Raw genomic sequence first — 12,636 nt, 5'->3', positions numbered from 1 at the left:
ATGACATGAGGATCGTTCCAACGCTCCGCGTGGGAATGCACCCTGGGACGCTCCGCGTCCCCTCCAGAGCCGAACGCGGAGCGTCCGTTGAGGCATTCCTTTGCTGCGCATGGGAACGATCGGCCACAAATCAGTGCACGCTTTCTGCGATGCCCATTTCCGGGCATTCAATCGCTCTCATCCCTCCCCGCCCAACCTTTTAAAACACTTGTTCGGGACTCTGGTTCGGAAATTGCTACTTTCTATAGGTCGTACGCGTTCCAGTAACAATAATTCTGCGCCACAAGCGCTCATATTGGTTCTTAGGGATTGAATAATGAAAAAAGCATTGCTGACCCTTTCTGCACTGGCGTTGTGCATGGCCGCTGGCTCCGCGCTGGCCAAGGAATACAAAGAGCTGCGCTTTGGCGTTGACCCTTCGTACGCACCGTTCGAGTCGAAAGCGGCCGACGGCAGCCTGGTGGGCTTCGACATCGACCTGGGCAACGCGATCTGCGCCGAACTGAAGGTCAAGTGCAAGTGGGTCGAAAGTGACTTCGACGGCATGATTCCGGGCCTCAAGGCCAACAAATTCGACGGCGTGATCTCGTCGATGACCGTGACCCCGGCCCGTGAAAAAGTCATCGACTTCTCCAGCGAGCTGTTCTCCGGCCCGACCGCTTATGTGTTCAAGAAAGGTTCCGGCATCACCGCAGACGTAGCGTCCCTCAAGGGCAAAACCGTCGGCTACGAGCAGGGCACGATTCAAGAAGCCTACGCCAAAGCCGTGCTGGACAAGGCCGGCGTGAAAACCCAGGCCTATCAGAACCAGGATCAGGTGTATTCCGACCTGACCTCCGGCCGTCTCGACGCGGGCATTCAGGACATGCTGCAAGCCGAACTGGGCTTTTTGAAGTCGCCACAGGGCGCCGACTATGACGTCAGCAAGCCAGTCGACAGCGAATTGCTGCCAGCCAAAACCGCTGTCGGTATTAAGAAAGGTAACACTGAGCTGAAAGCGCTTTTAGATAAAGGTATCAAAGCGTTACACGATGACGGCAAATACGCCGAGATTCAAAAGAAACACTTTGGCGATCTGAATCTGTACAGCGGCAAATAATGCCCCGGCGCCCATCCTTGATGGGCGCCTTTTCCATCCGCTCAGGTTGCTGATTTATGTTTGAAAACCTCTTACAAAATCTGGGGCTCTCTGCCTTCAGCCTCAAGGGTTTTGGCCCGTTGCTGTTGGAAGGCACCTGGATGACCATCAAATTATCGGCGTTGTCGCTGCTGGTGGCCGTGTTGCTCGGCCTGCTCGGCGCCAGTGCCAAACTGTCAAAAGTCAAACTGGTGCGCCTGCCCGCCCAGCTTTACACCACGCTGATTCGCGGGGTGCCGGATCTGGTGCTGATGCTGCTGATCTTCTACAGCCTGCAAACCTGGCTGACGTCCCTGACCGATTACCTGGAATGGGAATACATCGAAATCGACCCGTTCAGCGCCGGGGTGCTGACCCTGGGTTTCATTTATGGCGCGTATTTCACCGAAACCTTCCGTGGTGCGATCCTCGCGGTGCCACGCGGTCAGGTTGAAGCCGCCACCGCGTATGGCCTCAAACGCGGCCAGCGCTTTCGCTTCGTGGTGTTCCCGCAAATGATGCGTTTCGCCCTGCCGGGCATCGGCAACAACTGGATGGTGATGCTCAAGGCTACTGCGCTGGTGTCGATCATCGGTTTGGCCGATCTGGTCAAAGCCGCGCAGGACGCCGGTAAAAGCACTTATCAACTGTTCTACTTCCTGGTTCTCGCCGCGTTGATCTATCTGCTGATCACCAGTGCCTCGAATTTCATCCTGCGCTGGCTCGAACGTCGCTACGCCGCCGGCGCCCGGGAGGCCGTACGATGATCGAACTTCTGCAGGAATACTGGCGCGCCTTCCTTTATACCGACGGGCAGAACATCACCGGGCTGGCGATGACGCTGTGGCTGCTGAGCGCCTCGATCTTCATCGGGTTTCTAGTGTCGATTCCACTGTCGATTGCACGGGTTTCGCCGCACTTCTACATTCGCTGGCCGGTGCAGTTCTACACCTACCTGTTCCGTGGCACGCCGCTGTATATCCAGTTGCTGATTTGCTACACCGGGATCTACAGCCTCGCCGCCGTGCGTGCGCAGCCATTGCTCGACAGTTTCTTTCGCGATGCGATGAACTGCACGATCCTCGCCTTCGCCCTCAACACCTGCGCCTACACCACGGAGATTTTCGCCGGAGCGATTCGCAGCATGAACCATGGCGAAGTCGAAGCGGCCAAGGCTTACGGGCTGACCGGCTGGAAGCTGTATGCCTACGTGATCATGCCGTCGGCGCTGCGCCGTTCGTTGCCGTATTACAGCAACGAAGTGATCCTGATGCTGCACTCGACCACCGTGGCCTTCACCGCGACCATTCCCGACATCCTGAAAGTTGCGCGGGACGCCAACTCGGCGACCTTCCTGACCTTTCAGTCGTTCGGCATTGCCGCGCTGATCTACCTGACCATTACCTTTGCGCTGGTCGGCCTGTTCCGCCTTGCCGAACGCCGATGGCTGGCCTTCCTCGGCCCGACTCACTAGGACAACCCTGCAAATGCGCCACCTGATCCATGACTTGTTGGCCCCGCTGCCGGGGACCGCACGACAGATCCACAGCTTCCACTTCGGCCCGGAGCAGGCCAAGGGCAAGGTTTACATTCAGTCTTCGCTGCATGCCGACGAATTGCCGGGCATGCTCGTCGCCTGGCACCTCAAGCAACGTCTGGCCGAGCTGGAAGCCGCCGGCCGCCTGCGCAGCGAAATCGTGTTGGTGCCAGTGGCCAACCCGGTCGGCCTCGAACAAGTGCTGATGGACGTGCCACTGGGCCGCTACGAACTGGAGAGCGGGCAGAACTTCAACCGCTGGTTCGTCGACCTCAGCGAAGAGATCGGCAACGCCATCGAGGGCAAGCTGAACGACGATCCGCAGCACAACCTCGAACTGATCCGCACGCATCTGCGCAACGCTCTCGCCCGCCAGACCGCCAGCACGCAACTGCAATCCCAGCGTCTGACCCTGCAACGACTGGCCTGCGATGCGGATATGGTGCTCGACTTGCACTGCGATTTCGAGTCGGTGGTGCACCTCTACACCACGCCTGAAGCGTGGCCGCAGGTCGAACCGCTGGCGCGCTACATCGAGGCTCAGGCGAGCCTGCTGGCCACCGATTCCGGCGGCCAATCGTTCGACGAATGCTTCACTTTGCTGTGGTGGCAATTGAAGGAACGCTTCGGCGAACACTTTGAAATTCCGCTCGGCAGTTTCTCGGTGACCGTCGAGTTGCGCGGCCAGGGTGACGTTACCCATCCGCTGGCCAGTCGCGACTGCCAGGCGCTGATCGACTACCTGATCCAGTCCGATGCGATCGTCGGCGAAACCAAACCGCAGCCGCCATTGCCGTTCCCGGCCACGCCTCTCGCGGGAGTCGAACCGGTAACCACGCCGGTCGGCGGCTTGCTGGTGTACACCGCCACGGCGGGGCAAGTCCTGGAAGCCGGACAGCAGATCGCCGAAATCATCGACCCGATCCACGACCGGATCACCCCTGTTCATTGCACCAGCGCCGGCGTGATGTACGCCCGCTCGCTGCGCCGCATGGCCACTGCCGGCATGGTTATCGCCCACGTCGCGGGCGCTGAAGCCTATCGCAGCGGCTACCTACTTTCGCCTTGAGGATGTCTGTCCCATGTACAAACTGACCGTTGAAGGCCTGCACAAAAGCTATGGCGACCATCAGGTGCTCAAAGGCGTTTCGCTCAAGGCCAAGACCGGCGATGTGATCAGCCTGATCGGCGCCAGTGGCTCGGGCAAAAGTACTTTTTTGCGCTGCATCAACTTTCTCGAACAACCCAACGACGGCGCCATGAGCCTCGATGGCCAGGCGATCCGCATGGTCACCGACCGCCACGGCATGCACGTCGCCGATGCCGATGAACTGCAACGTTTGCGCACACGGTTGGCGATGGTGTTCCAGCATTTCAACCTGTGGAGCCACATGACCGTGCTGGAAAACATCACCATGGCCCCGCGCCGGGTGCTGGGTTGCAGCAAACAGGAAGCCGACGATCGTGCGCGGCGTTATCTGGACAAGGTCGGTTTGCCGGCGCGAGTGGCGGACCAATACCCGGCCTTTCTTTCCGGCGGCCAGCAACAGCGCGTAGCGATTGCCCGGGCGCTGGCGATGGAGCCTGAGGTGATGTTGTTCGATGAACCGACATCGGCGCTCGATCCGGAGTTGGTGGGGGAAGTATTGAAGGTGATTCAGGGTTTGGCCGAGGAAGGCCGGACGATGATCATGGTGACCCATGAAATGAGTTTTGCCCGAAAGGTCTCCAGTCAGGTGTTGTTCCTGCATCAAGGTCTGGTGGAAGAAGAAGGCGCCCCCGAGGAAGTCCTCGGCAACCCGAAAAGCGAACGCCTCAAACAATTCCTCAGCGGTAACCTCAAGTAGCCCACGTTCCCCTGTAGGAGCTGCCGAAGGCTGCGATCTTTTGATCTTGTTTTATAAAGATCAAGATCAAGATCAAGATCAAAAGATCGCAGCCTTCGGCAGCTCCTACACGGTCACCCTGATTAAACCTTTCGCCAACTGATGTGGTCACTGGAAGAACACCTCCAGAGCGCGCGCAGCCCGCATGGCGAAATCTTCCGACCTCGCAAAAACCTGGTTCAGCGCCCGCAACTGGAAGCCGTTCGCCTTTCAGAAACAGGTGTGGGCGGCGGTGAAAAACGGCGAATCCGGTCTGCTCCACGCCAGCACCGGTGCCGGTAAAACCTATGCGGTGTGGTTTGCCGCGCTCAATCGTTTCGCTCGCTCGCAGCCTTCCGTCGAAACATCGCGCAAACGCAAACAACCCGCCGAACCGCTGACCGTTCTGTGGATCACCCCCATGCGCGCCCTCGCCGCCGATACCGCGCGCGCCTTGCAAACACCGGTCGATGACCTGCAGATCCCATGGAGCATCGGCCTGCGCACCGGCGACACCAGCAGCAGCGAGCGTGCCCGCCAGAGCCGGCGCCTGCCGACCACGCTGATCACCACCCCGGAGAGCCTGACGTTGCTGCTCGCCCGTGCCGATGCGCAGGTGGCGCTGGCGAGTCTGCGCATGATCGTCGTCGATGAATGGCATGAACTGCTGGGCAACAAGCGCGGCGTGCAACTGCAACTGGCCCTCGCCCGTCTGCGCCACTGGCGACCTGAGCTGATCGTCTGGGGCGTGTCCGCCACCCTCGGTAATCAATCCCACGCCGAACAAGTGCTGATTCCACAGGGCGGCGGCATTAGCATTCAGGGGCAAAGCGAAAAATCGCTGAAGGTCGACACCCTCCTCCCTCCGGCCATCGAGCGTTTTCCTTGGGCCGGGCACATCGGTCTGAAGATGTTGCCGCAGGTCGTTGCCGAACTCGATGCCTGCGCCAGCAGCCTGGTGTTCACCAACACCCGGGCGCAATCGGAAATCTGGTATCAGGCGTTGCTCGAGGCCCGGCCGGACTGGGCGGGGCTGATCGCCTTGCATCACAGCTCACTGTCTCGCGAAACCCGCGACTGGGTAGAACAAGCCTTGAAGAACGGGCAACTGAAAGCCGTGGTCTGCACCTCAAGCCTGGATCTGGGGGTGGATTTCCTGCCGGTCGAGCGCGTGCTGCAAATCGGCTCGGCCAAAGGTGTCGCGCGTTTGATGCAACGTGCCGGGCGCTCGGGCCACGCGCCGGGGCGCACCTCGCGGGTAACACTGGTGCCCACGCACAGTCTTGAATTGATCGAAGCCGCCGCCGCCCGTGATGCCGTCGAGCAACGGCGCATCGAGCCGCGCCTGTCGCCGTACAAACCGCTGGATGTGCTGGTGCAGCATTTAGTCAGCATGGCCCTCGGCGGTGGCTTTGTTCCCGAGGATTTGTACGAAGAAGTCCGCGGCGCCTGGGCTTATCGCGACCTGACAGTCGCCGATTGGGCCTGGGCGCTGGCTTTCGTACGCCACGGCGGGATGTCTCTGACAGCCTATCCGGATTACCGCCGGGTCGAACCGGACCAGCACGGCGTCTGGCGCGTTCCGGATGCGCGATTGGCGCGGCGCCATCGCATGAGCATCGGCACCATTGTCAGCGACGCGAGCATCCATCTGAAATTCTGGAGCAAGGGCGGCGGTGGTAAACAGCTGGGCAGTGTCGAGGAAGGCTTTATCGCACGGCTCAAACCCGGTGATGGCTTTCTGTTCGCCGGGCGTTTGCTGGAGCTGGTGCGGGTGGAAAACATGACCGCTTACGTCAAACGCAGCACCGTGAAAAAAGCCGCGGTACCGCGCTGGAATGGCGGGCGGATGCCGCTTTCCAACGAACTCGCCGAAGCCGTCGTCAGACGTTTCAGCGCCGCCGCGCAGGGTGAGTTCGTCGGCCCGGAAATGCAGGCGCTGCAACCCTTGCTGGAAACCCAGGCACGCTGGTCCGGCTTACCAACCATTAATAGCCTACTGGCCGAAGTGCTGAAATCCCGCGAAGGCTGGCACCTTTTCCTCTATCCGTTCGCCGGACGGCAGGTGCATTTGGGACTGGCGAGCCTGCTGGCCTGGCGCGTCACTCAGCGCCAAGCCGTAACGTTCTCGATCGCGGTGAACGACTATGGCCTGGAGTTGCTCAGCGCCACGCCCGTGGACTGGACCGAGCATTTGAACGCTGAACTGTTCAATGCCGATCACCTGTTGATGGATGTTCTGGCCAGTTTGAATGCTGGGGAGCTGGCCCTGCGGCGCTTCCGTGAAATCGCGCGGATTGCCGGGCTGGTCTTCGCCGGTTACCCCGGTGCGCCGAAAAGTACCCGACAAGTGCAGGCGTCCAGCGGTTTGTTTTTCGAAGTGTTCAAGCAATACGACGCCGACAACCTGTTGCTGGCTCAGGCCGGGGAAGAAGTCCTACGGGAAGAACTGGATATTCGTCGCCTGGAACAGACATTGGAGCGGATCAACGGGATGAAACTGGACGTTCATCAGATCAAACGCCCTACGCCGCTAGGGTTTCCGCTGCTGGTGGAACGCATGCGCGAAAGCATGAGTTCGGAAAAACTCGCTGACCGGATCCGGCGGATGGTGGGTGATCTCGAGAACAGCGCCGACAAGGATAAATCCGCATGAATTCAGGCTATCCGGTGCGGCTGGCCGGCGAAGAACTTTGGCTTTTGCCGGAGAAAGCCATGTATTGGCCCGCGCAACAGGTGCTGCTGATTGCCGATGTGCATTTCGGCAAAGCCGCGGCTTACCGCAGTCTTGGTCAACCGGTCCCGCATGGCACCACGGCGAGCAATATCGCCGTGATTGATCGGTTACTGGCAAAGCTGCCCTGCCGCTTATTGATCTTTCTCGGCGATTTCCTACACGGACCCGGCTCTCATGCCCCAGGGACGCTGAGTGCGCTGGCGCAATGGCGTGCGCGCCACGCGGAGCTGCCGATGACGCTGATTCGCGGCAACCACGACAAACGCGCTGGTGATCCGCCTGAATCGCTGAACATCCGTGTGGTGCCGGAACCGCTGCTGCTCGGGCCATTCGCCTTGCAGCATGAACCTGACCCACATCCGGAAAGGCACGTGCTGGCGGGTCACGTGCACCCGGTCTATCGGCTGCACGGCAAGGGTCGACAAAGCTTGCGCCTGGCGTGTTTCAGGCTCGGCGAACGCATCAGTCTGCTGCCGGCATTTGGCGCCTTTACTGGGGGATATCCAGTCGAGAGGGATGAAAGCTGCAGGATTTTCGTCATCGGTGACAACGAAATATGGCCAGTCAGTTGAAGTCTCTGCAGACCTCATCTGACTGGCCATTCATTTTCAATGCAGATCAGGCAACCGGTGCCGGTGGCGGCTCGTCCGGAAGGGTTGGTTCGCCCGGCTCGGTCGGTTGTTCGTTGGGGGTATCGGGATCAGGTTGACCGGGAATTCCGCCGGCCATGTTCAGCGACGGATGCGCCAACAAGGACCAGGCCAATACGCCAATCTGATTGGGCTCGAGCCTTGCCAGTTCGGCAGTGATTTGCGGATCGATCTTCATAGGGCACTCCTCGGCGAAGGCCCGTTTCGCCGAAAGCAAAACGGGCAGTACACCCCATAGAGTGTCTGCCCGCCAAAGAATTCCCGCGATCTGTCGGATGGACCGATCAGGTACGCGGCAGGGTCACGCCGCGCTGGCCCTGGTACTTGCCGCCGCGATCCTTGTAGGACACTTCGCATTCCTCGTCGGATTCAAGGAAGAGCATCTGCGCCACGCCTTCGTTGGCGTAAATTTTCGCCGGCAGATTGGTGGTGTTGGAGAATTCCAGCGTCACGTGACCTTCCCACTCAGGCTCGAGCGGCGTGACGTTAACGATGATGCCGCAGCGCGCGTAGGTGCTTTTACCCAGGCAGATGGTCAGCACATTACGTGGAATACGGAAATATTCGACGGTGCTGGCCAGGGCGAAAGAGTTCGGCGGGATGATGCAGACGTCGCTGTGGACGTCGACGAAGCTGCCCGGGTCGAAGTTTTTCGGGTCGACGATGGACGAGTTGATGTTGGTGAACACCTTGAAGTGGTTGGTGCAGCGCACGTCGTAGCCGTAGCTCGACACACCGTAGGAGATCACTCGGCTGTCATCGCTGCCGCGCATCTGGCGCTCGACGAACGGTTCGATCATGCCGTGTTCCTGCGCCATGCGGCGAATCCACTTGTCCGATTTGATGCTCATGGCGGGGGGGTCCTGAATAGCGAGGTGGAAAAATTCTGTCCCGCATCTTACCGGGCGCGCCGCCGGGTTCAAAGTGCGCGGTGCAATTCTCGCCGAACACCCATGAAATACGGGCTTTGGCGACGAACCGTCACACCGCCGATCCCGAAAACAGAGAAACCTTCGCAAGAAGCATTGGCACTTCTCGGAAACTGGGTTAAGGTGGCGTCACTGTGTTGCTTGTGTCACTGAGAATCTCTACACGATATGTTGAATTTCGATCCAACCATCTACAAGAATTTTTCCTGCTCTTTGCACTCAGTCTCGGCCAGGGTTCTTCCTGAGTCGCAGTTATCTTTGTTCAAGGAGTTACACCATGTCTAATCGCCAAACCGGTACCGTTAAGTGGTTCAACGATGAAAAAGGCTTCGGCTTCATCACTCCACAATCCGGTGACGACCTGTTCGTTCACTTCAAAGCTATCCAATCCGACGGCTTCAAAAGCCTGAAAGAAGGCCAACAGGTTTCTTTCATCGCTACCCGCGGTCAGAAAGGCATGCAAGCTGAAGAAGTACAAGTTATCTAACTTGTAGCTTCTTTAGAAAAGAGCCCCGCCCTTAAAAGCGGGGCTTTTTTGTGGGCGTCTGTTTTCCGGGCGCAAAAAAAGATCGCAGCCTTCGGCAGCTCCTACAGGATGTACATCAATCCTCTGTAGGAGCTGCCGAAGGCTGCGATCTTTTGCTTGTGCCCTACCAGGCCACGCCAAACCCTGCGGTATAACGGGTCTTGTTCAAGTCAGCATCGTTGGTGCCGCTGATGATGTCGCGCTCGGCCTTGAGATTGAGCGACGCCCAATCGGTGACTTTGTAGCGCAGCCCCAACTCAGCATCCAGCGCATAATCGGCAACACCCGACAGCGGCTTACCCACCTCACCGTTGGTGAAGAACTCGACTTTCTTGCCAATCAGGTAGCGGTTGTAATCCCACTTCATCGCGACAGAATAGAAGTTGTCCTTGCTGCCATCGCGATACTCGTAATCGGTGCGGTTAAGCAGCGAGCCCAGCGAGAATGCACCCAACTCATCATCCCAGAACTGGTAGCCGGGACCGGTACCGACCACGCGCTGGCGCGCCAGCTCTTCGATGTGATCGCGTTTGTAGTTCAGGCGACCCTGCCAGAACCATTGATCGGTGAGAAAGCGGTCCAGTGCATATTCGGCGCGCCAATTGTTGGTGGTAGTTTCGTCGTCCTGCACTTCGCGGTTGTATTCACCTTCGGCGGTATGACGCCAGCGACCATGACGCGCCGTGGTCTTGAAGCCAACATCGTAGTCGTCGGTGTCCTTCTCGGCGCGCTGATAGTCCAGCGCCAGATCGACATTGCCCTTCCACACCAGATCCTCGACCACCGGTTTCGGCTTGAGAATCTGCTGAATGCTCGCCAGCTCCACGGTTTTCGGTGCTTCGCCGTTGGCCAGGGTGACCTTGCCATCTTCGGCGGCGGTCAGCGACTTGGACACTTCACCGGTGTAAGCGTCCTGCTTGACCAACAAGTGCTGATCGCTGTCCAGAGTCTTGACCTCTTTCCAGTCAATCGTGACCGCACCGGCGTACTTGGTCTGGATCAACAGCTTGCCGCCGTCGAACACGGTGATGGTGCCGCTCAACTTGTCACCGTTCTTCAACCAGACGGTGTCGGCAAGCAGGGGCGTGGACGCACTGAAAACAGCAAGGCACAGCAAGGATCTGGACAACATAAGCGAATCGAAGGCTCAAGTTTGCGAAAAAGGTCGGCATTATCCGTAGGAATAAGACCCTGACAAGGACTGACCGGACGATTTCCATTGAGTTCATTTCTCAACTACGCAGCGACGGATTACCCTTGAAGCATCAAATCCGCCAATGTTCAGGAACCGCGCCCGTGACAGAGCAGCCCCACGACCGTGACAGTGAAGCGCAAATCCGACGCACGGCGCTCTACTCCACCCTCGCTCAAGTGCCTGAAGGCAAAGTCGTCAGCTATGGTCAGTTAGCTGAACTTGCCGGGTTGGGGCGCGCCGCCCGCTGGGTCGGCCGCACCTTGAGTCAGCTACCCGGTGATACCAAGCTGCCCTGGCACCGAGTGCTGGGCGCCGGCGGTCGGATCAGCCTGCCGGTGGGCAGCCCGTCGGGCGATGAACAACGGGCTCGATTGCGCATGGAAGGCATCACCGTCCTGAACAATCGTGTGGATATTCAGCGCCATGGCTGGCGTCCGGTAGAGCACAGCGGTTAGAGTGCGCGCTTTGTTTTCGCAATCTTGAGGCAGACTTCAGCCCATGCCCCGTAAAACCTGGCGCGCCGCGCTAGCCGCTTATGCCAGTCCTTCGACGCTCGTGCTGTTGTTGCTCGGTTTCGCCGCCGGCCTGCCGTACATGCTGGTATTTTCAACGCTTTCCGTCTGGCTGCGTGAAGCCGGTGTGGCCCGTGAAACCATCGGCTACGCCAGCCTGATCGGCCTGGCCTATGCGTTCAAATGGGTCTGGTCACCTCTGCTCGACCAATGGCGCCTGCCGTTGCTGGGCAAGCTTGGCCGTCGCCGTTCGTGGCTGGTGCTCTCGCAGGCGCTGGTGATCCTCGGCCTGATCGGCATGGGTTTCTGTGATCCGCAGAAGCATCTGTCCTGGCTGATCGCCATTGCCGTTGTCGTTGCCTTCGCCTCCGCCACTCAAGATATTGCGGTGGATGCCTATCGCCTGGAAATCGCCGAAGACAACCGCCAGGCCGCTCTCGCCGCCAGTTATATGTCCGGCTACCGTGTCGCTGCACTGCTGGCGACTGCCGGCGCCTTGTTCTTCGCCGAAGGCTTCGGCTCTACCGGCTTCAATTATCAGCACTCAGCCTGGGCTGGCACTTACGCACTGTTCGGCGCGCTGATGATTCCCGCGCTGCTGACCACGCTGCTGATGCGCGAGCCGCCGGTACCGCTGCGCACTCAATTGCAGGCCGGGCGCTACACCTTCATGCATCAACTGATGTCGGTGTTTGTGCTGATTATCTTGCTGGTCTCGGTACCGGCGATGTTCACCCAGCTCTACAACACCGATTTTGCCAGTGTGCTGTTCGGTGACATGAGTCCGCTTGACCTGCTGCTCGAAGACCGCGCCTTCCTGCGCGCGATTCTCTATACGCTGCTGACCGGTCTGTGTCTGTCGACCATGGGTCGTCGCGGCCTCGCACCGGTGCTGACACCGGTCAACGACTTCATCCTGCGCTATCGCTGGCAGGCGCTGCTGCTGCTCGGCCTGATCGCCACCTATCGAATGTCGGACACGGTCATGGGCGTCATGGCCAACGTGTTCTACATCGACCAAGGCTTTACCAAGGATCAGATTGCCAGCGTCAGCAAGATCTTCGGCCTGATCATGACGCTGGTCGGCGCCGGCATGGGCGGACTGCTGATCGTGCGCTTCGGTATTCTGCCGATCCTGTTCATCGGCGGCGCGGCTTCGGCAGCCACCAACCTGCTGTTCGTCATGCTCGCCGACATGGGTCCAAATCTGCAGATGCTGATGGTGACCATTTCCCTCGACAACTTCAGTTCGGGTCTGGCGACGTCGGCATTCGTTGCCTATCTGTCGAGCCTGACCAACCTGAAGTTCTCCGCGACACAATACGCCCTGCTCAGCTCGATCATGCTGCTGCTGCCGCGCCTGATGGGCGGCTATTCCGGGGTCCTGGTCGAGAAGTTCGGTTACCACAGTTTCTTCCTGATCACCGCCCTGCTCGGCGTGCCGACGCTGGTGCTGATCGCCCTGCACTGGTTCCAGGAGAGCCGCCGCGAAGGCCCGACGCCAACGCCCGAGCCTGTGCCGACACCGGCCACAGAAGAATCGTAAGACGTTTCGCCAACGGCGGGAG

13 protein-coding genes are annotated in these 12,636 nt (G+C 59.4%); 10 read left to right on the top strand and 3 right to left on the bottom strand.

The annotated features are described in order from the left end of the window. The first annotated feature begins 316 nt into the window (after positions 1-316). The 7 genes from M5G26_RS02120 to pdeM all read left to right on the top strand — a co-directional run bounded on the left by M5G26_RS02120 (position 317) and on the right by pdeM (position 7,828). Complete coding sequence (locus M5G26_RS02120) at positions 317-1,099, top strand: transporter substrate-binding domain-containing protein (protein WP_007918608.1); 783 nt, start codon at positions 317-319, stop codon at positions 1,097-1,099. A 56-nt stretch (positions 1,100-1,155) separates the two neighbouring features. Continuing rightward, entirely contained in the window at positions 1,156-1,884 is a 729-nt protein-coding gene (locus M5G26_RS02115; protein WP_007918609.1) for an ABC transporter permease, read from the top strand. Further along, positions 1,881-2,591: an ABC transporter permease gene (locus tag M5G26_RS02110; RefSeq protein ID WP_016986412.1), complete on the top strand. Its 711-nt coding sequence runs from the start codon at positions 1,881-1,883 to the stop codon at positions 2,589-2,591. Before M5G26_RS02115 ends, M5G26_RS02110 begins: the two co-directional genes overlap by 4 nt. Positions 2,592-2,604: 13 nt before the next feature. Next, a complete protein-coding gene (locus tag M5G26_RS02105; protein WP_273914313.1) occupies positions 2,605-3,723 on the top strand; it encodes a succinylglutamate desuccinylase/aspartoacylase family protein in 1,119 nt (372 codons plus the stop codon). A 13-nt stretch (positions 3,724-3,736) separates the two neighbouring features. Continuing rightward, entirely contained in the window at positions 3,737-4,501 is a 765-nt protein-coding gene (locus tag M5G26_RS02100; protein ID WP_007918612.1) for an ABC transporter ATP-binding protein, read from the top strand. A 184-nt stretch (positions 4,502-4,685) separates the two neighbouring features. Then, positions 4,686-7,175, top strand: a complete 2,490-nt coding sequence (locus M5G26_RS02095) for a ligase-associated DNA damage response DEXH box helicase (protein ID WP_273914312.1) — start codon at positions 4,686-4,688, stop codon at positions 7,173-7,175. Continuing rightward, complete coding sequence (gene pdeM, locus M5G26_RS02090; RefSeq protein WP_038358102.1) at positions 7,172-7,828, top strand: ligase-associated DNA damage response endonuclease PdeM; 657 nt, start codon at positions 7,172-7,174, stop codon at positions 7,826-7,828. Before M5G26_RS02095 ends, pdeM begins: the two co-directional genes overlap by 4 nt. 46 nt (positions 7,829-7,874) lie before the next feature. Here the strand turns inward: pdeM and M5G26_RS02085 are convergent, their stop codons facing one another. Beyond that, positions 7,875-8,084, bottom strand: coding sequence for a hypothetical protein (locus tag M5G26_RS02085; protein WP_038358100.1), 210 nt, complete (start codon positions 8,082-8,084; stop codon positions 7,875-7,877). 106 nt (positions 8,085-8,190) lie between these two features. Further along, complete coding sequence (gene dcd, locus M5G26_RS02080) at positions 8,191-8,757, bottom strand: dCTP deaminase (protein WP_007918616.1); 567 nt, start codon at positions 8,755-8,757, stop codon at positions 8,191-8,193. 355 nt (positions 8,758-9,112) lie between these two features. Here dcd and M5G26_RS02075 point away from each other — a divergent pair, with 355 nt between their 5' ends. Beyond that, positions 9,113-9,322 carry a cold-shock protein gene (locus M5G26_RS02075; RefSeq protein ID WP_002554837.1) on the top strand — a complete coding sequence of 70 codons (210 nt, stop codon included), beginning with the start codon at positions 9,113-9,115 and terminating at the stop codon, positions 9,320-9,322. Between the two features lie 163 nt (positions 9,323-9,485). Here the strand turns inward: M5G26_RS02075 and M5G26_RS02070 are convergent, their stop codons facing one another. After that, positions 9,486-10,493, bottom strand: a complete 1,008-nt coding sequence (locus M5G26_RS02070; RefSeq protein ID WP_038358096.1) for a DUF481 domain-containing protein — start codon at positions 10,491-10,493, stop codon at positions 9,486-9,488. 137 nt (positions 10,494-10,630) lie between these two features. On the opposite strand from M5G26_RS02070, the gene M5G26_RS02065 reads away from it, so the two are divergent. Next, complete coding sequence (locus M5G26_RS02065; protein ID WP_401045952.1) at positions 10,631-11,011, top strand: MGMT family protein; 381 nt, start codon at positions 10,631-10,633, stop codon at positions 11,009-11,011. A gap of 43 nt (positions 11,012-11,054) precedes the next feature. Further along, positions 11,055-12,614, top strand: coding sequence for an AmpG family muropeptide MFS transporter (locus M5G26_RS02060; RefSeq protein WP_134176850.1), 1,560 nt, complete (start codon positions 11,055-11,057; stop codon positions 12,612-12,614). Positions 12,615-12,636: the final 22 nt, after the last annotated feature.

This window comes from Pseudomonas sp. TNT2022 ID642, assembly GCF_028656995.1.
Lineage (GTDB): Bacteria > Pseudomonadota > Gammaproteobacteria > Pseudomonadales > Pseudomonadaceae > Aquipseudomonas.
This window is presented reverse-complemented; position numbering and strand designations above follow the sequence as displayed.

Coding starts and splice junctions, on each gene's coding strand:
- M5G26_RS02120 (WP_007918608.1), top strand. CDS start 317: ATGAAAAAAGCATTGCTGACCCTTTCTGCACTGGCGTTGTGCATGGCC.
- M5G26_RS02115 (WP_007918609.1), top strand. CDS start 1,156: ATGTTTGAAAACCTCTTACAAAATCTGGGGCTCTCTGCCTTCAGCCTC.
- M5G26_RS02110 (WP_016986412.1), top strand. CDS start 1,881: ATGATCGAACTTCTGCAGGAATACTGGCGCGCCTTCCTTTATACCGAC.
- M5G26_RS02105 (WP_273914313.1), top strand. CDS start 2,605: ATGCGCCACCTGATCCATGACTTGTTGGCCCCGCTGCCGGGGACCGCA.
- M5G26_RS02100 (WP_007918612.1), top strand. CDS start 3,737: ATGTACAAACTGACCGTTGAAGGCCTGCACAAAAGCTATGGCGACCAT.
- M5G26_RS02095 (WP_273914312.1), top strand. CDS start 4,686: ATGGCGAAATCTTCCGACCTCGCAAAAACCTGGTTCAGCGCCCGCAAC.
- pdeM (WP_038358102.1), top strand. CDS start 7,172: ATGAATTCAGGCTATCCGGTGCGGCTGGCCGGCGAAGAACTTTGGCTT.
- M5G26_RS02085 (WP_038358100.1), bottom strand. CDS start 8,084: ATGAAGATCGATCCGCAAATCACTGCCGAACTGGCAAGGCTCGAGCCC.
- dcd (WP_007918616.1), bottom strand. CDS start 8,757: ATGAGCATCAAATCGGACAAGTGGATTCGCCGCATGGCGCAGGAACAC.
- M5G26_RS02075 (WP_002554837.1), top strand. CDS start 9,113: ATGTCTAATCGCCAAACCGGTACCGTTAAGTGGTTCAACGATGAAAAA.
- M5G26_RS02070 (WP_038358096.1), bottom strand. CDS start 10,493: ATGTTGTCCAGATCCTTGCTGTGCCTTGCTGTTTTCAGTGCGTCCACG.
- M5G26_RS02060 (WP_134176850.1), top strand. CDS start 11,055: ATGCCCCGTAAAACCTGGCGCGCCGCGCTAGCCGCTTATGCCAGTCCT.